Annotated in this window: 19 protein-coding genes, 1 tRNA gene and 1 riboswitch; of the genes, 14 read left to right on the top strand and 6 right to left on the bottom strand. The window is 60.2% G+C overall.

The annotated features are described in order from the left end of the window. Positions 1 to 34 precede the first annotated feature (34 nt). From AC0N03_RS00675 to AC0N03_RS00685, 3 genes are read left to right on the top strand one after another with little or no spacing between them, the layout of a single operon-like run. The gene (locus AC0N03_RS00675; protein ID WP_474287199.1) at positions 35 to 1,450 is read left to right on the top strand and encodes a CpaF family protein; all 1,416 of its coding nucleotides are present in this window, start codon (positions 35 to 37) and stop codon (positions 1,448 to 1,450) included. 9 nt (positions 1,451 to 1,459) lie between these two features. Further along, positions 1,460 to 2,422, top strand: a complete 963-nt coding sequence (locus AC0N03_RS00680; protein ID WP_474286442.1) for a type II secretion system F family protein — start codon at positions 1,460 to 1,462, stop codon at positions 2,420 to 2,422. Between the two features lie 13 nt (positions 2,423 to 2,435). Further along, on the top strand, positions 2,436 to 3,359 hold the full coding sequence (locus AC0N03_RS00685; protein WP_474286443.1) for a type II secretion system F family protein: 924 nt from the start codon (positions 2,436 to 2,438) through the stop codon (positions 3,357 to 3,359). A gap of 67 nt (positions 3,360 to 3,426) precedes the next feature. Here AC0N03_RS00685 and AC0N03_RS00690 read toward each other — a convergent pair whose 3' ends face one another. Then, on the bottom strand, positions 3,427 to 3,987 hold the full coding sequence (locus AC0N03_RS00690; protein ID WP_474286444.1) for a tetratricopeptide repeat protein: 561 nt from the start codon (positions 3,985 to 3,987) through the stop codon (positions 3,427 to 3,429). Between the two features lie 333 nt (positions 3,988 to 4,320). Between AC0N03_RS00690 and AC0N03_RS00695 the strand changes: the two genes are divergently transcribed. Further along, a complete protein-coding gene (locus AC0N03_RS00695) occupies positions 4,321 to 4,506 on the top strand; it encodes a hypothetical protein (protein ID WP_474286445.1) in 186 nt (61 codons plus the stop codon). Between the two features lie 25 nt (positions 4,507 to 4,531). Here AC0N03_RS00695 and AC0N03_RS00700 read toward each other — a convergent pair. Both AC0N03_RS00700 and AC0N03_RS00705 read right to left on the bottom strand, forming a co-directional pair. Then, a tRNA-Gly gene (locus tag AC0N03_RS00700) sits at positions 4,532 to 4,605 on the bottom strand. A gap of 49 nt (positions 4,606 to 4,654) precedes the next feature. Next, positions 4,655 to 5,749, bottom strand: coding sequence for a 2'-deoxycytidine 5'-triphosphate deaminase (locus tag AC0N03_RS00705; protein WP_474286447.1), 1,095 nt, complete (start codon positions 5,747 to 5,749; stop codon positions 4,655 to 4,657). Positions 5,750 to 5,829: 80 nt separating this feature from the next. Further along, a riboswitch (SAM riboswitch) is annotated at positions 5,830 to 5,907 on the top strand. A 65-nt stretch (positions 5,908 to 5,972) separates the two neighbouring features. Here AC0N03_RS00705 and AC0N03_RS00710 point away from each other — a divergent pair. The 3 genes from AC0N03_RS00710 to argE all read left to right on the top strand — a co-directional run bounded on the left by AC0N03_RS00710 (position 5,973) and on the right by argE (position 8,792). Then, on the top strand, positions 5,973 to 7,166 hold the full coding sequence (locus AC0N03_RS00710) for an O-succinylhomoserine sulfhydrylase (RefSeq protein ID WP_474286448.1): 1,194 nt from the start codon (positions 5,973 to 5,975) through the stop codon (positions 7,164 to 7,166). A gap of 82 nt (positions 7,167 to 7,248) precedes the next feature. After that, entirely contained in the window at positions 7,249 to 7,641 is a 393-nt protein-coding gene (apaG, locus tag AC0N03_RS00715; RefSeq protein ID WP_474287200.1) for a Co2+/Mg2+ efflux protein ApaG, read from the top strand. Further along, the gene (gene argE, locus AC0N03_RS00720; RefSeq protein ID WP_474286449.1) at positions 7,638 to 8,792 is read left to right on the top strand and encodes an acetylornithine deacetylase; all 1,155 of its coding nucleotides are present in this window, start codon (positions 7,638 to 7,640) and stop codon (positions 8,790 to 8,792) included. Before apaG ends, argE begins: the two co-directional genes overlap by 4 nt. Before the next feature lie 251 nt (positions 8,793 to 9,043). Here the strand turns inward: argE and pabB are convergent, their stop codons facing one another. Next, positions 9,044 to 10,873, bottom strand: coding sequence for an aminodeoxychorismate synthase component I (pabB, locus tag AC0N03_RS00725; RefSeq protein ID WP_474286450.1), 1,830 nt, complete (start codon positions 10,871 to 10,873; stop codon positions 9,044 to 9,046). Positions 10,874 to 10,945: 72 nt separating this feature from the next. Beyond that, the gene (gene pgi / locus AC0N03_RS00730; protein WP_474286451.1) at positions 10,946 to 12,586 is read right to left on the bottom strand and encodes a glucose-6-phosphate isomerase; all 1,641 of its coding nucleotides are present in this window, start codon (positions 12,584 to 12,586) and stop codon (positions 10,946 to 10,948) included. Between the two features lie 252 nt (positions 12,587 to 12,838). Between pgi and AC0N03_RS00735 the strand changes: the two genes are divergently transcribed. The 4 genes from AC0N03_RS00735 to uxuA all read left to right on the top strand — a co-directional run bounded on the left by AC0N03_RS00735 (position 12,839) and on the right by uxuA (position 16,776). Next, a complete protein-coding gene (locus AC0N03_RS00735; protein ID WP_474286452.1) occupies positions 12,839 to 13,315 on the top strand; it encodes a Panacea domain-containing protein in 477 nt (158 codons plus the stop codon). Then, a complete protein-coding gene (locus AC0N03_RS00740; RefSeq protein ID WP_474286453.1) occupies positions 13,302 to 13,604 on the top strand; it encodes a hypothetical protein in 303 nt (100 codons plus the stop codon). Before AC0N03_RS00735 ends, AC0N03_RS00740 begins: the two co-directional genes overlap by 14 nt. Positions 13,605 to 13,666: 62 nt before the next feature. Further along, on the top strand, positions 13,667 to 15,484 hold the full coding sequence (locus AC0N03_RS00745; RefSeq protein WP_474287201.1) for an ABC-F family ATP-binding cassette domain-containing protein: 1,818 nt from the start codon (positions 13,667 to 13,669) through the stop codon (positions 15,482 to 15,484). A 98-nt stretch (positions 15,485 to 15,582) separates the two neighbouring features. Continuing rightward, a complete protein-coding gene (gene uxuA, locus AC0N03_RS00750) occupies positions 15,583 to 16,776 on the top strand; it encodes a mannonate dehydratase (protein ID WP_474286454.1) in 1,194 nt (397 codons plus the stop codon). A 96-nt stretch (positions 16,777 to 16,872) separates the two neighbouring features. On the opposite strand, the gene AC0N03_RS00755 is transcribed toward uxuA, so the two are convergent. Further along, the gene (locus AC0N03_RS00755; RefSeq protein WP_474286455.1) at positions 16,873 to 18,081 is read right to left on the bottom strand and encodes a hypothetical protein; all 1,209 of its coding nucleotides are present in this window, start codon (positions 18,079 to 18,081) and stop codon (positions 16,873 to 16,875) included. A gap of 184 nt (positions 18,082 to 18,265) precedes the next feature. On the opposite strand from AC0N03_RS00755, the gene AC0N03_RS00760 reads away from it, so the two are divergent. From AC0N03_RS00760 to ureC, 3 genes are read left to right on the top strand one after another with little or no spacing between them, the layout of a single operon-like run. After that, entirely contained in the window at positions 18,266 to 19,120 is an 855-nt protein-coding gene (locus tag AC0N03_RS00760; RefSeq protein ID WP_474286456.1) for an urease accessory protein UreD, read from the top strand. Between the two features lie 36 nt (positions 19,121 to 19,156). Further along, complete coding sequence (locus tag AC0N03_RS00765) at positions 19,157 to 19,792, top strand: urease subunit gamma (protein WP_474286457.1); 636 nt, start codon at positions 19,157 to 19,159, stop codon at positions 19,790 to 19,792. Next, the gene (ureC, locus tag AC0N03_RS00770) at positions 19,789 to 21,507 is read left to right on the top strand and encodes an urease subunit alpha (RefSeq protein WP_474286458.1); all 1,719 of its coding nucleotides are present in this window, start codon (positions 19,789 to 19,791) and stop codon (positions 21,505 to 21,507) included. Before AC0N03_RS00765 ends, ureC begins: the two co-directional genes overlap by 4 nt. Positions 21,508 to 21,548: the final 41 nt, after the last annotated feature.

Here is a 21,548-nt window from a genome sequence, read left to right on the forward strand (position 1 = left end):
CTTACTGATTTTTTAAAGCATTTCGTTCACCGCAATAAAGGTCGGAATCGTGAGTTTTTTTAATTTTCAATCCGCACCAAAACCTTCCAAGCCCGTTGCTGTAGAGACGCCTGCGGCTGACGCGGCGCCTCCGCCACCGCCTCCGCCCAAGGAAGCGCCGCGCGAGGTCATCACGCAGCGCCCCTCCATGATCGAGGAGCGGCTGAAGCTGCACGAACTGATCATCGAGGAATTCAACCTCGCGCTTCTTGAAAAACTGCCTCCGATCGAATTGCAGCGTCAGGTGCAGGCTTTTGTCGGCAATTATGTCCGCGGGCAGAATATTTCGCTCAACCAGAAGGAACTGGAGGTTTTCACCACCGAAATTCTGGCTGAGATGACCGGTTTCGGCCCGCTGGAACCTCTGCTGAAGGACTCCACGGTTTCGGATATTCTGGTCAACACCCACAAACGGTGTTTCGTCGAACGTTCCGGACGCCTCGAAGAGGTGGAAGTCCATTTCAAGGACGAGTCCCACTTGTTGCGCATCATCAACAAGATCGTCGGCGGGGTCGGCCGCCGCGTCGATGAATCCTCGCCCATGGTCGACGCCCGTCTGCCCGATGGTTCGCGTGTCAACGTGGCCATCCGCCCTATCGCCATCGACGGGCCGCTTGTCTCGATCCGTAAATTTTCCGCCCGCCCGTTCAGCATGGACAGGCTTGTTGAAGTAGGTGCATTGCGGCAGAGAATGGCGGAAGTGCTTGCCGCCGCCGTGAAGGGGCGCGTCTCCACCATCATCTCGGGGGGCACGGGCAGTGGTAAAACCACCATGCTGAACGCGCTCTCGAACTATATTCCCTCGCATGAGCGTCTCATCACCATCGAAGACGCCGCGGAACTGCAGCTCCAGCAACCGCATGTCGGGCGGCTGGAAACGCGGCCGGCCAACGTTGAGGGCCGGGGCGAAATCAAGATGCGCGATCTTCTGAAAAACGCGCTGCGTATGCGCCCGGACCGCATCATCATCGGCGAGTGCCGCGGCGAGGAAGCCTTCGACATGTTGCAGGCCATGAACACCGGCCACGAAGGTTCCATGACCACCATCCACGCCAATTCGCCGCGCGAGGCAACCAAGCGTCTTGAACAGATGATCGGTATGGCCGGATCGCCCATGACGCTGGGCGCCATCCGCAGCCAGATCGCCTCGGCTGTCGGGCTCATCGTGCAGGTGCAGCGTTTGCCGGACGGGCGGCGCTGCGTCACCAGCATCAGCGAGATCACCGGCATGGAAGGCGAGGTGATCCAGATGCACGAAATCTATAAATTCGTCAAAGAGCACACGGATCAGTCGGGCAAGATGCACGGCAATTTCCGCGCCACCGGCATCCGCCCGAACTTCCTGTCGAATTTGAAAGCCTACGGCGTCGAACTGCCGTCGGGTCATTTCGATCCGTCGCAACCGTTGTAAGGCCACGCCATGAATGAACCTTGGCTGATATATGGTTTCGTATTTGTCACGGCGGTGATGATCATCGAAGCGGTCTACTGGATGCTCTATCGCGCCAGAACGACACAAAAATCGATCAACCGGCGCCTGACGCTTGGCGAAAAGCTGCCTGACAGGGTGCGCCTGCTTGATGAATTGCGGCGGGAGCGCGGCTTTGCGGATTTTGACAGTCCGTTTCTGAGCCGGATGAACGATTATTTCGTCCAGACAGGCGCGACAATTTCCAAGGCTGCGCTGCTGTCATGGACCTTCGGCCTTTCGTTCGTCATATTTCTGGCGACGGCATTTCTGCTGCGTTTGCACACCGGTTCGATACTCATCGGTCTGGTTTTTGGCCTGGTGCTGGGGCCGCTTCTGGTTTTTCTGTATCTTGTCATGCAGCGCTCGCGCCGGATTGCACGTTTTGCCGAGCAACTGCCGGACGCGATCGATGTGATTGTGCGCGGTTTGCGCGTTGGCCACCCGTTCTCGACATCCATCGAACTGGTCTCGCGCGAAATGGCGGATCCTGTCGGAACGGAATTCGGTATCACGTCGGACGAAATCGCCTTCGGTCAGGATGTCGTTACCGCCGTCAACAATCTCAATCGCCGGGTTGGGCAGGAGGACCTTCTGTTTCTGGTTATTGCCGTCACCGTGCAATCGCAGACCGGCGGCAATCTTGCCGAGGTGCTGGCGCGACTGTCGCAACTCATCCGCGCACGCGTGAAGCTGCGCTTGAAGGTGAAAGCGCTCAGCGCCGAGGGCCGCATGTCCGCCCGCGTGCTTTCGTCGATGCCATTCCTTCTGTTTCTCGTGATCAATACAATGTCGCCGAATTATTTCAGCGAGATAAGAGGCAGTCCGGCTATGGTGCCGGCTCTGATCGTCGGCGGGACGCTTCTGGCTGTCGGTAATTTTGTGATTTACCGCATGGTGAATTTCAAGATCTAGATTTGGAATAGAGATGTTAGATTTTCAGCTGGTCTTGATTGTTCTGATGGCCTTCATAGCGGTGGCCGGCCTGATCTTTGTGGTTGCGCAATATTACGTCAATCGCTCGCAGGTGAAGCGCCGTCTCAGTGCAGGCACCGTATCGGCCGAGGTTGTCGAAGAACAATCGCGCAGCGCCATTGGCAATCTGATCAAGGAGCGATTCACGGAGGAATCCTTCGGCGTCGACAGTTCGGTGCGCTCGAAACTGCGTCGCCAGCTGCTGCGCTCGGGCTATTTCAGTCACGACGCGCTCAATTATTATTTCTTCGCCCGTATTGCGACGGTGATCGTCCTGCCGATCGCGATATTTGTGATCATGAATATATTTCTGCCGACCATCTCCCGGCCTTTGCTCCTGCTGTCGGTGAGTGTCGGCGCGCTGATAGGCATATTTGGCCCGGACGCCTTTTTGTCCAACCGGCAGGGCAGCCTGAGTTTCGAATATCGCCGGGTTTTTCCGGACCTGCTCGATTTGTTGGTGGTATGCGTCAATTCGGGGCTGAGTATCGAGGGGGCGCTGCAGCGTGTGCGCCCGCAGATTGAAATGCGCAGTCACGCGCTTGGAATAAATCTTGAGATCATGGGCGCGGAAACGCGCGCGGGCCGCAGCACTATCGAGGCGCTGCATTCGCTTGCAGACCGTCTGGCCATCGACGAGGCCGCAGCGTTGGTGTCAGTGCTGCGCCATTCTATCGAACTGGGCGGAAACGTGGCCGAAGCCCTGACTGTGTTCAGCGACGAATTGCGCGACAAACGCATGTTCCGCGCCGAGGAAACTGCCAACAAGCTCTCGGTCAAGATGGTGATCCCGCTCGCCTTGTTCATTTTTCCCGTGATTCTGATGATCGTCATGCTGCCGATCGCCCTGAAACTGGCGTTCGTGTTCTCGAAATAGCACCGGCGCAGGGCACATAAAAAACGCGGGCCTGAGCCCGCGTGTGTCTGTCTGAAATCTCTTCGCGTCAGAGCTGCGAGCGCTTGATATAAGCCGCGCTGGAGGCAAGAAGCTTCAGATTGTTCTCAATGGTTATGTTATGCGGATCACGCTTCAGCGCTGCATTGAACTTGGCGCGTGCGGTGGTCAGATTGCCGCGCAGCAGGTAGGAATAGCCCTCATTGTTGAGAAGCTGCACAGTTTCTCCGCCCAGATTGCGGGCCGTATTATAGGCGCGATCGGCGAGATCAAAGCGGGCGAGGTGATCATAGCTCGCAGCCAGACCGATCCATGCGGTCAGATCGCGCGGCGCCTTTTCAACGGCGTCGCGATAATAGCGCTCTGCCAGTCCATAAGCGCCATCCTTGAAATATTGCTCCGCGAGGCGCAGCGGCTGGTCGGACGGATAATAGGCCGCGGCGGTGATATCATCCGGCTGAACGTCGGCCTGAGCGCTCGCTGCGGGTGCCGGTGTTGCATTGGCGGCTGGATTGAGATCGCCCGTCTGGCAGCCGGCAAGCGTCAAAGCAAGCAGAGTGGCGGCGAATACCCCGGAGGTTCTGGCAAAAGGCCGGATTGGCTGAAGCATGTTCAATCAAAATCCCTAAATAAACTTTCGGATCAACCGGAGCGCCGAATAAAGCCGCATTATGAAATGTTTAAGATAGCTTAAATTTTATATCTCAGATCTGACGCCATTTCTAGCCCAATTTGGGTATCGCTGATTTTGGTGAATTTAGGGTTAATTTTGCTGCCCTACAGTAAATCTATGCCTGCGCAGCAGCCATTCCGACGTGAAGAACCGCGGCAGGTAAGCAGGCCGGATGCGTCTGAGAATTGAGCCGGATTCTGGTGGGGCGGTGCGGCGAGGCGAATCGAATCGGGGCTGCCGCAGGCGCAAGAAACGAGGGTGAGCGTGAGCATGGTGGAGCGGGTGAAGGGAGTCGAACCCGGGCTGCCGCAGGCGCAAGAAACGAGGGTGAGCGGGAGCATGGTGGAGCGGGTGAAGGGAATCGAACCCGGGCTGCCGCAGGCGCGAGAAACGAGGGTGAGCGGGAGCATGGTGGAGCGGGTGAAGGGAATCGAACCCGGGCTGCCGCAGGCGTGAGAAACGAGGGTGAGCGGGAGCATGGTGGAGCGGGTGAAGGGAATCGAACCCTCGTATGCAGCTTGGGAAGCTGCCGTTCTGCCATTGAACTACACCCGCACGCGATGTGTATAGCCGCATTTTGCGCCGCCTCGCAAGAGGCTGCGGCTCAGCTGCGAAAATGTTTCGACAGCTTCAGGCCCTGCGCCTGATAGTTCGAGCCAAGGCCTTCGCCATAAAGCGCGCGCGGCGTCTGAGACATCTGCTCATAGACCAGCCTGCCGACGATCTGCCCGTCTTCAAGGATGAAGGGCACATCGTGCGAACGCACTTCCAGCACGGCGCGCGCGCCTTGTCCGCCCGCTTCAGCCGCACCGAAGCCGGGGTCGAAAAAGCCCGCATAATGCACGCGGAACTCGCCGACGAGCGGGTCGAACGGTGTCATTTCCGCGGCGTGGCTCGGCGGCACGCGCACGGCTTCCTTGCTGGCGAGAATATAGAACTCGCCGGGGTCGAGCACCAGCGCGCGCTCATGCGTGGCGTGGATCGGCTCCCAGAAATCGAGGACGTCATGCGCGGCCTTTTTGTCGATGTCGATCAGGCCGGTATGGCGCTTGGCGCGATAACCGATAAGGCCGTCGAAGCCGGTCAGGTCGACGGAAACGGCAACGCCCAGCGCGATCGAGGGATTTGCGCTGGTGACGAGCGTCTCGCGCGCATGGAGCGCGATATGCTCGGCATCGTCGAGGCGTGCATCGCCGTGGCGGAAGCGGATCTGGCTCAGGCGCGAGCCGCTGCGGGCGAGAATGGGGAAGGTTCTGGGCGAGATTTCAGCATAGAGCGGCCCGCTGTAGCCCGCTTCGATAATATCGAAGGCGCGGGCGCGGTCGGCGATGACGCGGGTGAAGACGTCGAGCCGCCCGGTTGAGCTTTTCGGATTGGCGCTGGCCGCGATATGCGATGGCAGATTGAGAATTTCCTGCACCTCGGCAAGATAGACCGTGCCGGTTTCGAGCACCGCGCCCTGTTCCAGATCAATTTCATGCAGCGCCAGCGCGTCGATGCAGGCGGCGACTGCGCGGCGCGGGCCGGGCAGGAAACTGGCGCGCATGCGCCAGGCCCTCTTGCCAAGGCGCAGGTCCAGACTTGCGGGCTGGATCTGATCCGGCGCGAAGGCGCTGGCAGGCACGATGGCGCCCTCAGCCGCGAGGGCTTCGATCTGATGCGCCGAGAGAATGCCGGTGGGAATATCGAATTTGACCAAAACCAATCACCTTTTTGCCTTAGTCGTAGCCCACCTTTAGCTTGACGCCAAGGCGCTTGGGCTGTAAGCCACAAGCAAATATAGAATTTCGTGGTTTTTGGGCCGATCGGCTTGCCGCCACGTTAAACAAGGCGCTAAAAGATCGGGTGTTGATCCCGATTTTGGCTTTGCCGAAGTCGGGTTTTTGTTTTTGCGGCACACGATGCTGCTGCGGGAGAATGTGATGAAAAAGCCCCTCGATGTGACGAAACTGCGCTCTGCAACCCGCCTCGTGCATGGCGGCACCCTCCGATCCCAGTTTGGCGAGACGTCGGAAGCCATTTTCCTGACACAGGGCTTTGTCTATGAGTCGATGGAGGCGGCCGAGCGCCGCTTCAAGGGCGAGGAACCGGGCTTCATCTATGCGCGCTTTTCCAACCCCACCGTCGCCATGTTCGAGCAGCGCATGGCCGTGCTGGAAGGGGCGGAGGCGGCGCGCGCCACCGCGAGCGGCATGGCGGCTGTCACTGCGGCGCTGATGGGTCAGGTCAAGGCGGGCGACCATGTGGTAGCGGCGCGGGCACTTTTTGGCTCCTGCCGCTTCATCGTCGAGGATCTGCTGCCGCGTTTCGGCGTGGCCTCGACGCTTGTCGATGGCGCTGATCTCGCCCAATGGCAGGCTGCGATGCGCCCGAACACCAAAGTGGCGTTTCTCGAAAGCCCGACCAATCCGACGCTTGAAGTCTATGATATTGCCGCCATTGCCGATATCGCGCACAAAGCGGGCGCGACGCTGGTTGTCGACAATGTCTTCGCCACGCCGTTGCTGCAATCTCCGCTCAAGCTCGGCGCCGATTGCGTCGTTTATTCCACCACCAAACATGTGGACGGGCAGGGGCGCTGTCTGGGCGGCGTGGTGCTGGCCTCGGAAGCCTTCATCCAGACGCATGTGCATAATTTCCTGCGCCAGACGGGGCCGTCCATGTCGCCGTTCAATGCCTGGGTAATGCTCAAGGGGCTGGAAACGCTGGCCCTGCGTGTCCCGGCGCAGCAGGACAGCGCTGCAAAAGTGGCGGATTTTCTGGCCTCTCATCCGGCCATTTCCCGCGTGCTATATCCCGGGCGCGACGATCACCCGCAACGCGCATTGGTGAAAAAGCAGATGAGCGGGGGCGGCACGCTCGTTGCCCTCGAACTGAAAGGCGGCAAGGCAGCTGCGTTCAAAATGGCCAATGCGCTGAATATCATCGCCATTTCCAACAATCTGGGCGATTCCAAGAGCCTGATCACGCATCCCTCCACCACGACGCACCAGCGTCTGGCCGAGGACGCGCGGCTCGAGCTTGGCATCACGCAGGGCATGCTGCGTCTCTCCGTCGGGCTTGAGGACGCGCAGGACCTCGTGGATGATCTGGCGCAGGCGCTGGCGCTCGTCTGATTTTGGCGTTTTGTGCGAAAGATCACTTCACGAAAGCGCGCAAATGAAGGAAAATGAGCGTTCTTTGCTGCGCGAGGCTTCCATGTATCGTTGCACGACCCGGAACATCGAAGTGATCGTCCTGCCGCAATTCGCGGCGGATCAGTCCCGGCCAGAAGATGGGCGCTTCTTCTGGGCCTATACAATCGAGATCGTCAATCAGGGCGATGTCACTGTCCAGTTGCTGTCCCGGCACTGGATCATCACCGATGCCAACGGCGAAACCAGCGAGGTGCGCGGCGCTGGCGTTGTCGGCGAACAGCCGGTGCTCGAGCCGGGCAATTCCTTCCGCTATACGTCGGGCTGCCCGCTCGGCACACCTTCAGGCATCATGCGCGGCTATTTCCATATGGTGAGCGAGGATGGCGAATCGCTGGAAGTGGAAATCCCCGCCTTTTCTCTCGACAGTCCCTATATGCGAAGGGTGATCAATTGACCGATCTTGCGCGCGTTCTCGATATTCTGGGCCAGCTTGTCAGTTTCGATACCGAGAGCAGCAAGAGCAATCTGGCGCTGATTGTCCATGTCGAGGATTATCTGCAGAGGCTTGGGGTCGAATGTCACGTTGTGCCCAATGCATCCGGCGAAAAGGCAGCGATTTTCGCGACGATTGGCCCGAAAACGGATGGCGGCATCGTCCTGTCCGGCCACACCGATGTCGTGCCGGTAAAGGGACAGGCCTGGACAAGCGATCCGTTCGGGCTGCGGGTGGCGGACGGGCGGGCCTATGGGCGCGGCAGCTGCGACATGAAAGGCTTTGCCGCGCTGGCTCTGGCCCTCGTGCCGGAAATGCAGCGCGCAGGACTGAAGAAGCCCGTCCACATCTGCCTGACCTATGATGAGGAAACCACCTGTCTTGGCCCGATGGACGTGCTCGCGCGCATGGGGCATGACCTGCCCCTGCCGGCCGCCGTCATCGTGGGTGAGCCGACACTGCTCGAAGTGGCCGACGCCCATAAGAGCATCGCCACCTACCGCACAAGGGTGACCGGCTTCGAGGCTCATTCGGCCAAGCCCGATCTGGGCGTCAATGCCATTCCGTTTGCCTGCGAGCTTGTGGGCGAACTCTATGCCTTTCAGCAGGAGCTTGCCCGCATCGGCGATCCTTCCGGGCGCTTCGATCCGGCCATGTCGACCATATCGGTCGGCACCATATCCGGCGGTACGGCGCGCAACATTCTGGCCAAGGAATGTGCCTTCCTCTGGGAGTTCCGGGGACTGCCGGGCGTCTCGCAGCGTCTGGCCTATGACCATTTCATGCGCAAGGCGCAAGCTATGCTGCCGCGTCTGCGCCTGAACGCCGCGACAGCCAATATTGAAACCGAGATTGAAATTGAAATTCCGGGCCTCAACCCGGATCAGGGCTCTTTAGCCGAAACTCTGGCGCTGAAACTGGCCCGGCGCAACACGACCATCGCCGTTCCTTACGCCACCGAGGCGGGGCGCTTTCAGCTTGCGGGCATTCCCACCGTCGTCTGCGGGCCGGGCTCGATCAATCAGGCGCACCAGCCCGACGAATATATCGAACTGAGCCAGTTGCAGGCCGGACTGGATTTTTTACGCGGGCTGATAGCCGAACTGAGCTGAAGTCCGGCCCATCAGGCGGATTCGCCCTCATCCTGCCCTTCTCCCGAGGGAGAGGGGGCGTGTGCGGCTGGTGGAGAAATTCCCTCTTTCTCTGTGCAAATGTCATGGCGAGCGCAGCGACGCCATCCAGATTTTCGGGACATTATGGATTGCTTCGCTTCGCTCGCAATGACGGCGCGGCGAAGGTTTGCCGCATTTTCGGCATGCGTGTTCTCGCGCTTGACCCGCGCCTTCACAGGGGAGGAGTACTGTCAAAGCCCTGCCGCGCGCAGGCCGCGCAGGCTGTTGCCGAGAAAGATCTTATCGGCCTGCAAGAGATCTTCCCATGTGAGCACCGCCTCGAACGCCTCTCCGGTTTCGAGAAGTTCCTCGCGCAAAATGCCGGGCAGCAGGCCGCTGGTGAGCGGCGGCGTCAGCAGAACTCCATCCCGTTCGATGAAGATCGAATTGCGTGCGGCCTCGCAGATTTCGCCACGCTGGTTGAGAAACAGCGCTTCGTCGAATCCGGTGGCCGCGGCGGCGGCAAAGGCATCCTCATACCGGGCGCGGCGGGTGGTTTTATGGCGCAGGAAGGGATCGCCCGCATCGAGCCGCGTCGCGGCAAGGGTCAGGCGTTGCAGCCGCTCGGGTTCGGGAGGAAGCGGGGCGTGGGTCAGTTCGAGCTGGCCGTCGCGGGCAAGCTCAAGACGCACGCGCCGGGCAAGGCCCTCGCGCGTCCAATCCGCCAGCGGGGCGTGCAGCACCCGCGCGATCTCATCCTTGGAAAAGGCAAACCCAAGCGCGCGTGCCGAACGCCCGAGCCGCGCCAGATGCCGGTCAAGCCGGACAAAGCCTTCGTCCGGGCTCCAGCGCAGTGTTTCTATCAGGCCATAATCGGCAGCGAGATCGGTCAGCACCCGGGCCTTGAGCAGGCATTCGTCATATTCGCCCGAGGCGTCCGAATCCATGACAATGCCGCCGCCCACGCCGTAATGACCTACCCCGCCCTGCAGCCTTGCCGTGCGGATGGCCACATTGAGATTGAGCGCGCCCTGCGGCGTCAGCGTGCCCATGGAGCCGGTATAGGCCTCGCGGGGGCCGCGTTCCAGTTCATGGATGATCTCCATGGCGCGGTGCTTGGGCGCGCCGGTGATCGAACCGCAGGGAAATAGCGCTTTCATCATGTCGTGCAGGCTCAGGTGATCCCTGAGCTGTGCCGTGATGGTGGAGGTCAGCGTGTGCAGGCTGGGATAGGTCTCGACTTCGAACAGGCGCGGCACCTGAACGCTGCCGATCTGCGCGATCCGCGAGAGATCGTTGCGCATCAGATCCACGATCATCACATTCTCGGCCCTTTGCTTGGGGTCGGCCTGCAGTGCGGCGCGCTGGGCTTCGTCATCCGCCGGATCAAGGCCGCGCCGCGCCGTTCCCTTCATCGGGCGCGACATGATGCGCCCGTCCGCCGCTTCGATGAACAGCTCCGGCGAGACCGAGAGCAGAGCCGCTTCGCCGGTGAGGATAAGCCCGCCATGCGCCACGGGCTGGCGCGCGCGCAGCGCGCCGTAAAGCCGCAGCGGATCGTTATGGGTGAAGCTGATGTCGAAGGTCAGATTGATCTGATAGGCGTCGCCCGCGGCAAGATAATTCTGCGCCTTGCGCACCTTGTCCATATGGACCGCGCGGTCATGGCCGAAGGCAAGGTTGCCGATGGGCGCCGGTGGCCCCAGAGCGGCGAAAATGGCATCGAGTTCGGAGAGATCGATCTGCCGCGGGGCTTCGAACAGGCCGAACCAGATCAGCGGCAGCTGCGGCGCATCGGGCAGGAAGGCGCGCAGATGCGGCTCGAAGACATAGCCAAGCTCATAGGAGAAAAAACCTGCGCCGTGCAGCCCCCGCTTCATGCCGGCGTCGATACGCGCAAAGGCTTGCGTTACGTCCTCGGCGCGGCTGCATGTGATCACCTCAAGCGGCTGGGTATAAAGTTGCGCTGGCTGTGCGGGATCGAGCCGGTTCTCCATCAGCACGAGAGGCGCGGCCAGCAATTGCTGTCCGCTGAGCGCGAGGCCGGAAAGGCCGGGGCCGTTATGCACAATTTCAGCCATCAGATTCCCGTCCGCAACAGGGCTTCGCATCCGGCCCTCTGCGCCAATGTCCCCGTGCCTGCGGTGCGCCGTCTAGCCCCGCATGGCGCGCATGGCCGTGATCAGCCCGGCGGTTGAACCATCGAGAGCGTCGGTTCCGCCCTTGCCCGCCACGATCGGCGCGAGGCGGTTGGCGAGTTCCTTGCCCAGTTCCACGCCCCATTGATCGAAGGAATTGATGTTCCAAATCACCCCCTGAACGAAAACCTTATGCTCGTAAAGAGCAATCAGCCGCCCCAGCATTTTCGGCGTCAGCTGAGAATAAAGCAGGGTGCTTGAGGGCCGCGAGCCGGAAAAGACCTTGTGCGGGGCGATGAGGTCGATTTGCGTCTTGTCCATGCCCTGCTTGTGCAGAATCGCCTTCACCTCTTCAAGGCTGCGTCCGCGCATCAGGGCCTCGCTCTGCGCAAAGCAATTGGCGGTGAGCAGATCTTGATGGCCCGCATCGGCCTCGGTGGGTTTTGCTGCCAGCAGGAAATCAACCGGCACGGCTTCGGTGCCCTGATGCAGGCATTGGAAGAAGGCATGCTGGCCATTGGTGCCGGGCTCGCCCCATATCACCGGCGCGGTTGAATGCGCTGCGGCATCGCCGTCGATCTGCACCGATTTGCCGTTCGATTCCATATCGAGCTGCTGGAGATAGGCCGGGAAACGCGACAGGCGCTGGTCATAGGGAATGACGGCCTGAGACGCCATGCCCCAGCAGTTGCGATACCAGATGCCCAGAAGCCCCATCAGTGCCGGAATATTCTGCGCCAGCGGCGCAGAGCGGAAATGGCTGTCCACCTCATAGGCGCCGCGCAGGAATTCCTCATATTTCTTTGGCCCGATGGCAATCATCACCGGCAGGCCGATGCTCGACCACACCGAATAGCGCCCGCCAACCCAATCCCAGAAGCCGAAAACGCGGTCAGGCTGGATGCCGAAGGCGGCGACCAGATCAAGCTTGGTCGAGACCGCGGCAAAATGGTCGGCGACCGCGGCCTCGCCAAGGCTTTTTACGATCCATGCGCGCGCCGCCCGCGCATTGGCAAGGGTTTCCTGCGTGGTGAAGGTCTTTGAGGCGACGATGAACAAAGTGCGGCTCGGATCGAGATCCTTGAGCGTATCGGCCATATCGGCGCCGTCGACATTGGCGACAAAATGCATGTGGAGGCCATTGGCGATGAAGGGCGAGAGCGCCTTGCACACCATGGCCGGGCCAAGATCGGAGCCGCCAATGCCGATATTGACGATATGCACCAGCTTCTTGCCGGTGGAGCCCTTGATCGCGCCATTGCGGATCTTGGCGGCGAAAGCGGCGCATTTGGCGCGCTCGGCCAGAATCTCGGGCATCACATCCGCGCCATCGGTGACCACCGGTTCGCCGGAGAGATTGCGCAGGGCCGTATGCAGCACGGCGCGCCCCTCGGTGAAATTGATTTTTTCGCCGGCGAACATGGCCTCGCGCTTGGCCTCGACACCGGCGGCTCTGGCGAGATCAACCAGCAGGGAGATGGTTTCGGCGGTGATGCGATGCTTGGAATAGTCGAACACCATATCGTCAAAGCGCAGGCTGAGATGGGCAAAGCGCTGCGGGTCGGCGGCAAAAAGCTCCGGCACGCTCACCTTCGACATAGCCTTCTGATGGGCCTGAAGCGCTTTAAAAGCGGTTTGAACAGCAGCCTGCGACATGGTGTATTCCCCTTTGGTTGCATGGTGCTTGTAGCGAAAATTTTATGCAGGGGGAAGGGCGGGGTGAGCGAACTCTGAGCCCCGATTTTGTTTTAAAGTTTCATTTATAAGATTTCAAAAATTGAATTTTTTTAAATTATCCTCATAATAGACTTTGAAGCTAAAATGCGTGTAAGCATTTCGATTTGATAGGGAGTCCTATCTGAGCGTAAACAGGCGTAATCTTTTTATACTACTGCAGAGATGGCAATCATGACAGCGCGGGTCGACTCGGTTTGCAAATACATTTGCGAAAAGGGAAGTTGGAAGATCACGAATCTCCAGCTTCAGAAGGTTCTTTTCATGGCGCAAATGTATCACATGGGCCGCAACAATGGTGCTCGTCTCTTCGACGGCGCATTTGAAGCTTGGGATTATGGTCCGGTTGAGCCAAATGTTTACCGTAAAGTTCGTATGTTTGGGGCCTCTCCGATAAAAGATATCTTTTATGATGCAAGAAATTTCAAAGAAGAAGATAATCGTCGTAAGGAATTGGACGTGGTTTGTAAGGCCTTGTTGCACTTGAATGCCGGCGCTTTAGTTGATATGACTCATCGGGTGGACGGAGCGTGGGCCAAGAATTATGTCCCGGGACTTAGAGGAATACAGATACCCGACGCAGACATCGCCGACGAATATTTCCGCAGACTTGAATCTTCAAGACGACACCGGAGTGTTGAGGTCACTTGATAAGCCTGATTCCATCGAAAGAGCTGCCGCAGCACTTGAAAGTCAGTTGGAAAAAATTAGAACTGAGCGGAAGCAAGAGCGTTTTTTATGGATGTTTGTTGTAACCGGTATGCTGAATGCTTTGGTGGATATCGCATTGCCTTGGCATGGCATTGCGGTTTTTTTGTTGTTTTCTCTCATATTTTTGATCGGTGCCGCTAAATTACTGGAAGTGCATTGGTTTGTACCATATTTGGAGCGATGGCTCGATAGGGCAAGTGTTTCAAAGGGCAAGTTTGAAACGGAATAAAGCGATGATTGGCTTCGCTTAACACGCTTGCTCTTTCGCGCCTGAGCCTCTATCCACGGCGCATGGCTCCTCCTCTCCTGATCTTGCAAGACATCGGCCTTCGTCTGGGCTCGACGCCCCTTCTGGAAGGTGCGTCCTTTTCCGTTTCCGAACGCGACAGGCTTTGTCTTGTCGGGCGCAACGGCTCTGGCAAGAGCACTTTGCTCAAGATCGCCGCCGGGCTGCTGCAGCCTGATTCAGGCACGCGGTTCTTCCAGCCCGGCGCGACCATCCGCTATCTGCCGCAGGAGCCGGATTTTTCCGGCTTTTCTTCGGTGCTGGCCTATGTCGAGGCCGGGCTGAGCGATGCCGACGACCATTATTCCGCCCGTTACCTGCTTGAGCAGCTTGGCCTCACCGGTGAGGAAGACCCCGCGACCCTCTCGGGCGGCGAGGCGCGCCGCGCGGCTCTGGCCCGCACGCTCGCGCCCAAGCCCGATATTCTGCTGCTCGACGAACCGACAAACCATCTCGATCTCCCGGCCATTGAATGGCTCGAAGCGGAGCTCAAGGCCTCACGTTCGGCCATGGTTATCATCAGCCATGACCGGCGCTTTCTCTCTAACCTTTCGCGCAGCACGGTGTGGCTGGATCGCGGCATCACGCGGCGGCTGGAGCGTGGCTTTGCCGAATTCGAGGCCTGGCGCGACAAGGTGCTGGAGGAAGAGGAACTTGCCGCGCACAAACTGGAGCGGCGCATCGTCAACGAGGAGCATTGGGTGCGCTATGGCGTCACCGCCCGGCGCAAGCGCAATGTCGGGCGCATGGCCCGCCTTGCCCAGTTGCGGCAGGAAGTGCGCGACCGCCGCCGCGCGCAGGGCGCGGTCAAGCTTGGTGCCGGAGACGGCCGGATGTCCGGCCAGCTGGTGGTCGAGGCCGAGGGTATCTCCAAGGCCTATGGCGAGCGGGTGATTGTCAGGAATTTCTCCACCCGTATTCTGCGCGGCGACCGTATCGGCATTGTCGGTGCGAATGGCGCAGGCAAGACGACCCTGCTCAAAATGCTGATCGGCGAGCTTGCGCCCGACACCGGCCATGTGCGTCTGGGTACCAATCTGCAACTGGCAACCCTCGATCAGAGCCGCGCGTCGCTGCGGCCGGAATGGACGCTCAAGGATGCGCTCACCGATGGCCACGGCGACTCGCTGGTGGTCAATGGTGTTTCGCGCCATGTCATGTCCTATATGAAGGACTTCCTGTTTTCGCCTGAACAGGCGCGTACGCCTGTTGGCGTACTGTCCGGCGGCGAGCGGGCACGCCTCACGCTGGCGCGTGCGCTGGCCAAGCCGACCAATTTCATGGTGCTGGACGAGCCCACCAACGATCTCGACATAGAAACGCTGGACCTGCTCGAAGAGATGCTGGCCGATCATCCCGGCACGGTGATTGTGGTCAGCCATGACCGCGATTTTCTCGACCGGGTCGCAACATCCGTCATCGTGGCGGAAGGCGAGGGCCGCTGGCTCGAATATGCCGGCGGCTATACCGATATGCTGGCCCAGCGCGGCGCGGGCGTTTCTGGGCTTGTGAAGGGCGAGGCGCCGCCTATGGCCGCGCGCGAGACCAGATCCGACCGCGAGCCGAAACCGGCCGCCGCGCAGAAGCGCAAGCTCTCCTTCAGGGAAAAGCACGCGCTGGAAACCCTGCCCGGCCAGATGGAAGCGCTGCAGGAGCGTCTGGCCAAACTGCGCGTGCTGCTGGACGATGCCACGCTTTACAGCCGCGACCGCGCCCTGTTTGATAAAGCCTCTCATGCCGCTGCGCAGTGTGAAAGCGAACTGGCCGCCATGGAAGAACAATGGCTTGAGCTGGAAATGCTGCGCGAGGAACTGGAAGGCTGATGCGGCTTGCTCTTTCCCCGGAGACGGGGCTGCGGGTGGCGGCTTGTCTCGTGCCCGCAGATGTAAGAAGCTTAAGGTAAGAACATCAGGAGTTGTCAATGCCCCATTCTTTAACGCAGGCCTGGCGCTGGTATGGCCCCAATGATCCGGTCAGCCTCGATGATATCCGTCAGGCGGGCGCCAGCGATATTGTCACGGCGCTGCATCAGCACGCACCGGGCGAGGTCTGGCTGCGCGAGGAAGTGCAGGAGCGCAAGCACATCATTGAAAACACGCCCCCGGGCCGCACGCCGCTGCGCTGGAGCGTCGTTGAGAGCATTCCGGTAGCCGACGACATCAAGCGGCGCGGCGCGGCGGCTAAAGCCTCAATCGAAAGCTGGATCGCCTCGATGGAGGCGGTGGCCTCCTGCGGCATCCGCACGATCTGTTATAATTTCATGCCGATCCTCGATTGGACGCGCACCGAACTTTATTGGGAACTGCCCAATGGCGCCAAAGCCCTGCGCTTTGACCAGACGCAGCTTGCCGCCTTCGACCTGTTCATCCTGCAGCGCAAGGGCGCGGAGCGCGATTATGCGCCGGGTGTGATCGAGGCGGCGCGCGCACTTCACGGCGCGATGAGCCAGCAGACGCGCGACCATCTCACCCGCACCATTGCCGCCGGATTGCCCGGCTCCACCTCGGATGCGCTGGATCTCGAAGGGTTCCGCGCCCGCCTTGCGCTCTATGAGGGCATTGGCGAAAAGGAACTCCGCGCCAATCTGATCGCGTTTCTTGAGGCCGTGACGCCTGCCGCCGACAAGCTCGGCGTTCATCTCACCCTGCACCCCGATGATCCGCCGCGTCCGCTGTTCGGATTGCCGCGCATCGCAAAAAATCGCGCCGATTATGAGGCTCTGTTCAATGCCGTCCCGTCCGAGGCCAATGGCATCTGCTTCTGCACAGGCTCGCTGGGCGTCAATGCCGACAACGACCTGCCGGCTCTGGCGGAGCTTTTTGCGCCGCGCATTCATTTCGTGCATCTGCGCGCCACCAGACGCGAGGCGGATGGCTCCTTCTTCGAGGCTGATCATCTCGATGGCGATGTCGATATGGTCGCGGTGCTGCGTGTGCTGCTAAGGGAAAACGCCCGCCGCGCGCCCGGCCGGGCTATTCCGTTTCGCCCGGATCATGGCCACCTGATGCTCGACGATCTGACCAAGAAAACCAATCCCGGCTATTCGGCCATCGGCCGCCTGAAGGGGCTCGCCGAATTGCGCGGCGTTATCCGCGCATTGGAAGCCGGCGCCTAACCGGGCGGCGCAGCAAAAAATCATCCTCACGGCGCTTCTCCCTTGCCTGAAAGTGGGAGCGGCGCCGGAAGGTGCTCAGGTCAGGCACAAAATGCTCTAGCTGGCGCTTGCAGCCGTTCCGGGCATTTTCGCCCAGGGCCGGTGGCTGCGGTATTGGCCGTTGGCAACGGCGCGAAACGCAAGAGCCACCAGCGAGAGTAGCGTCAGCCACCAGATTTGCGCGTAGCCCTGACCGATATAGCTGAACAGCATGATGTCGGTCAGGCAGGCAAGAAGGAAGCCGGAGAGAATCTCATGCGCTTGCGTGGCGGCCTGAAAAGCGAAATAGCTGAGTGCCACAAAGGCGCCGACGCCGAGCAGTCCGAGATCGAACCAAAGCTCGAAGCCAAGCCAGTGCGCTGCGACGCCGTCAAACTGGCCGAGCGCGCTGTGCGGGCTTGAGCCAAGTCCGCGTCCGGTGACAAGCCTTGCAATATCGCTGAGCAAGGATTGCTGCAGCGCCTGCGCATAGGGCCCGTAATGGCTGCTTGAACTGGCCAGAAAACTCAGGAGCAGCGTCAGCAGCGGGCCAAGCACGACCGCAAGACCAAAGCCAAGACCCAGCCAGCGCGCCAATCGGGGCTGATGCGCTCCGGCCAGCACATAGACGATGGCACCGGCTGCAAAAATCACAAGGCAGGAGAATTGCCAGGTCAGCAGCAGCGCAAGCGCGGTCACGATGGCCAGAATGCCGGCCCATATCGTGTGCCGGCGGATGACGAGCGCGGCGATTCCGGGCCATGCGAGCAATGTCATGGTTATCCCCGCCCGCTCATCGAAAACGGGCGCGTCCTGATGATGCAGCAAGGCCATGCTGAAACGGATCAGGGGAATGAGCGCCGACAGGGCAAGGCCGATGCTGACGAGATAGAGGTTGGCGCTGCGCGTGTGCCGCGGCAGAGCCATGCAGGCCAGCCAGGTGAAAAGCCCCGTCAGCAGAGATTTAATCACGAAACCGAGGCTTTCGAGCCAGAAAGGGCTCCAGAGCAGGGACAGCAGCGACCAGAAAATCATCGCCAGCGCGGCAGCCAGCACGGGCGTGAAGCGGATGCGGAAGGCCTGCGCGCGCATGGAGCGCGACATGACCAGCAGCGCCGATCCCAGACTCAGTATCAGGCCGATCGGGAACAGGAGAAAAAGCGTGCGGCGCGAGAATTCGCTGCCAAGCGGCAGCAGGCAAAACAGCACGACAAAGCCGAGGCGCATAAGCAGCAGCGCCGCGTCTTCAGCCGGATCGTAGATTTTGGTCTTTTCGTTCTGCAGCATGTCGGTCAATGAGGCGGTTTGGCAGCACACTAAACCGAAAGAATCGAAACTTCTGTGCATTCGGAGACACAGTTGACAAAATAATTATGCAAAACCGGCTCTGGAATTTCAATTTGCCGCTTTTTTGATCGCGACAAATGCGGGATGATAAAGAAAATACATATGACGACAGGGGGAGTAGCGCGTGACATTTCAGGCCGTGCCTGATGGCCAGAATGGTTTGGTGCCCGGCTTTTTGCGGGCGCAAGGCCGGATCAGGGCTGCTTTCGGCGCCGGACACGGCAGAACCTTTCTGGCGCGCCATTATGAGGCGGGCGGCTTTCGCTTGCGCATCCCCAATCGTGACCACGCGCGGGGCGCCAGCGGCCTTGAGGCGGTGATGATCAACACCGGCGGCGGACTTGTCGGCGGAGATTGCGGCCATATTGCCGTGGAGCTTGCCGCAGGATCGGATGTGACCCTGACCAGCCAGTCGGCAGAAAAGGTCTATGGTTCGCAAGGGCCGGCGACGCGGCTCGATATCGAACTGCGCCTTGGTTCCGGCGCGCGTCTTGATTATATCCCTCAGGAAGCGATCCTGTTCCGCGACGCCTGTTTTTCCCGGCAATTGTCGCTCGACATGGCGGCAGATGCCCGCCTCATACTGCTTGATTCGCTGATTTTGGGCCGCAAAGCCGCGCATGAGGACGCCATTTCCGGCACTTTCCGCGACAATTGGCGCATTTCAAGGGCCGGCCGGCTTGTTTTTGCCGAGAATGTGGCGCTCGGCCCCGACCTCAAGGCGCAGCTTGCGCGCGCCGCCGTGGCGCGCGGCGCGATGAGCGCGGCGACATTCCTGCACATTGCGCCCGATGCCGAGGCGCAGCTGGAGCCGTTGCGCGCGCTTGTGGCGGGCAGTGCGGTTGAATGCGCGTTCAGCGCCTGGAACGGCCTGCTTGCCGGACGTTTTCTGACCGATCAGCCGCCATTATTGCGCAGACTCATCCAGCTCGTGCTGCAGCATGTGCGGGGCCGGGAACTGCCTCGGGTGTGGATGTGATTATTATGAAAATACAAATGAATTCAGGAGCATGTTATGAATCTGACGCCGCGTGAGAAAGACAAGCTGATGGTGGCTCTGGCCGCCATGGTGGCGCGAAACCGCCTGGCGCGCGGCGTCAAGCTCAACCATCCGGAGGCCGTGGCGCTGATCACGGATTTTGTCGTCGAGGGCGCGCGCGACGGGCGCTCCGTCGCGGATCTGATGGAGGCGGGCGCGCATGTGCTTAACGCCGATCAGGTGATGGAGGGCATCGCCGAGATGATCCACGACATTCAGGTGGAAGCCACATTTCCCGATGGCACCAAGCTTGTCACTGTGCATCATCCGATCCGCGGCGCGCATTCCGGTCTGGTGCCGGGCGAGGTGCTGGCCGAGGCGGGCGATATTGTCATGAACGAGGGCCGCGAGACCGTGACATTGCATGTCGCCAATGCGGGGGACAGGCCGATTCAGGTCGGCTCGCATTATCACTTTTATGAAACCAATCCCGCGCTGAAGTTCGAGCGCGAGAAGGCGCGGGGCTTCCGGCTCGATATTCCGGCGGGTACGGCGGTGCGCTTCGAGCCGGGCCAGTCGAAGGACGTGCGCCTCGTGGCGCTGTCCGGCAGCCGGACGGTTTATGGATTCCGCGGCGATGTGATGGGAAATCTGGAAGAGGCAAAAGCATGAACAATCAGCGTCCAACCTCTCTTTCGCGTGCCGCTTACGCCGATATGTTCGGCCCCACATTGGGGGATCGCGTGCGTCTGGCCGATACCGAGCTGTTCATCGAGATCGAAAAGGATTTCACCATCTATGGCGAGGAAGTGAAATTCGGCGGCGGCAAGGTCATCCGCGACGGCATGGGCCAGTCTCAGGTGACGCGCGCCAACGGCGCCATGGACACCGTGATCACCAATGCCACGATCATCGACCACTGGGGCATCGTCAAGGCCGATATCGGCCTCAGGGACGGCCGCATCGCCGCCATCGGCAAGGCCGGTAACCCGGATATCCAGCCCGGCGTCACCATCATCATCGGCCCCGGCACCGAAATCATTGCCGGAGAAGGCAAAATCATCACCGCAGGCGGATTTGACTCACATATTCATTTCATCTGCCCACAGCAGATCGACGAGGCGCTGGCCTCCGGCATCACCTCGATGCTGGGCGGCGGCACCGGCCCGGCAACCGGCACATTCGCCACAACCTGCACGCCCGGCCCCTGGCATATTGCCCGGATGATCGAAGCCGCTGACGCCTTTCCGATGAATCTCGGCTTTGCCGGCAAGGGCAATGCCGCGCTGGCCGCGGGGCTCGTCGAGCAGATCGAGGCGGGCGCCTGCGCCCTGAAACTGCACGAGGACTGGGGCACGACACCGCAGGCCATCGACACCTGCCTGTCTGTTGCTGAAGATCATGACATTCAGGTGATGATCCATACCGACACGCTGAACGAATCTGGCTTTGTCGAAGATACGATCAGGGCCTTCAAGGGCCGCACCATTCACGCCTTCCACACCGAAGGGGCGGGCGGCGGCCATGCGCCGGACATCATTTCGGTGGCGGGCCTTGAGAATGTGCTGCCCTCCAGCACCAATCCGACGCGCCCCTTCACCAAAAATACGCTGGATGAGCATCTCGACATGCTGATGGTCTGCCATCATCTTGACAGTTCGATTTCGGAAGATCTGGCCTTTGCCGAAAGCCGCATCCGCAAGGAAACCATCGCGGCTGAAGATATCCTCCACGATCTGGGGGCGCTCTCGATGATGTCGTCCGACAGTCAGGCCATGGGCCGGGTGGGCGAGGTGATCATCCGCACCTGGCAGACGGCGGACAAGATGAAACGCCAGCGCGGGCCGCTGCCCGGCGACGGACGCGCCGATAATGCCCGCGTGAAACGCTATATTGCCAAATATACCATCAACCCGGCCATTGCCCATGGCGTCTCGCGCCATATCGGCTCGGTTGAGGTGGGCAAACTCGCCGATCTCGTGGTCTGGACGCCGGGCTTTTTCGGCATCAAGCCCGATCTGGTGCTGAAAGGCGGGGTCATCGCCATGGCCAGCATGGGCGACCCGAATGCTTCGATTCCAACGCCGCAACCGATGCATTACCGGCCGATGTTCGGCGCGTTCGGCAAGGCACGCACCGGCTCGTCGCTGACCTTCGTCTCGCAGACTTCGCTCGACAAGGGCCTCGCCACGCAACTTGGTGTCGCCAAAACGCTGGTCGGCGTCGAGAATACGCGCAAGATCTCCAAAAAGAGCATGGTGCATAATGACGCCACGCCCGATATCCGCGTTAATCCCGAAACTTATGCTGTGACGGCGGATGGCGTTTTACTGGTGTGCGAGCCTGCGACATCCTTGCCCATGGCGCAGCGTTACTTCATGTTTTGATTCAGAGTCAGACTATATTATCCATATGCGAATTATATTTT

Source organism: Methylocystis sp. sgz306128, from assembly GCF_056032725.1.

Excerpts from the sequence above, each read along its gene's own strand:
- AC0N03_RS00680 (WP_474286442.1), top strand. The coding sequence starts at position 1,460 with ATGAATGAACCTTGGCTGATATATGGTTTCGTATTTGTCACGGCGGTG.
- AC0N03_RS00685 (WP_474286443.1), top strand. The coding sequence starts at position 2,436 with ATGTTAGATTTTCAGCTGGTCTTGATTGTTCTGATGGCCTTCATAGCG.
- AC0N03_RS00690 (WP_474286444.1), bottom strand. The coding sequence starts at position 3,987 with ATGCTTCAGCCAATCCGGCCTTTTGCCAGAACCTCCGGGGTATTCGCC.
- AC0N03_RS00695 (WP_474286445.1), top strand. The coding sequence starts at position 4,321 with ATGGTGGAGCGGGTGAAGGGAGTCGAACCCGGGCTGCCGCAGGCGCAA.
- AC0N03_RS00710 (WP_474286448.1), top strand. The coding sequence starts at position 5,973 with ATGAAAAAGCCCCTCGATGTGACGAAACTGCGCTCTGCAACCCGCCTC.
- apaG (WP_474287200.1), top strand. The coding sequence starts at position 7,249 with ATGTATCGTTGCACGACCCGGAACATCGAAGTGATCGTCCTGCCGCAA.
- pabB (WP_474286450.1), bottom strand. The coding sequence starts at position 10,873 with ATGGCTGAAATTGTGCATAACGGCCCCGGCCTTTCCGGCCTCGCGCTC.
- pgi (WP_474286451.1), bottom strand. The coding sequence starts at position 12,586 with ATGTCGCAGGCTGCTGTTCAAACCGCTTTTAAAGCGCTTCAGGCCCAT.
- AC0N03_RS00735 (WP_474286452.1), top strand. The coding sequence starts at position 12,839 with ATGACAGCGCGGGTCGACTCGGTTTGCAAATACATTTGCGAAAAGGGA.
- AC0N03_RS00745 (WP_474287201.1), top strand. The coding sequence starts at position 13,667 with ATGGCTCCTCCTCTCCTGATCTTGCAAGACATCGGCCTTCGTCTGGGC.
- uxuA (WP_474286454.1), top strand. The coding sequence starts at position 15,583 with ATGCCCCATTCTTTAACGCAGGCCTGGCGCTGGTATGGCCCCAATGAT.
- AC0N03_RS00755 (WP_474286455.1), bottom strand. The coding sequence starts at position 18,081 with ATGCTGCAGAACGAAAAGACCAAAATCTACGATCCGGCTGAAGACGCG.
- AC0N03_RS00765 (WP_474286457.1), top strand. The coding sequence starts at position 19,157 with ATGAATCTGACGCCGCGTGAGAAAGACAAGCTGATGGTGGCTCTGGCC.
- ureC (WP_474286458.1), top strand. The coding sequence starts at position 19,789 with ATGAACAATCAGCGTCCAACCTCTCTTTCGCGTGCCGCTTACGCCGAT.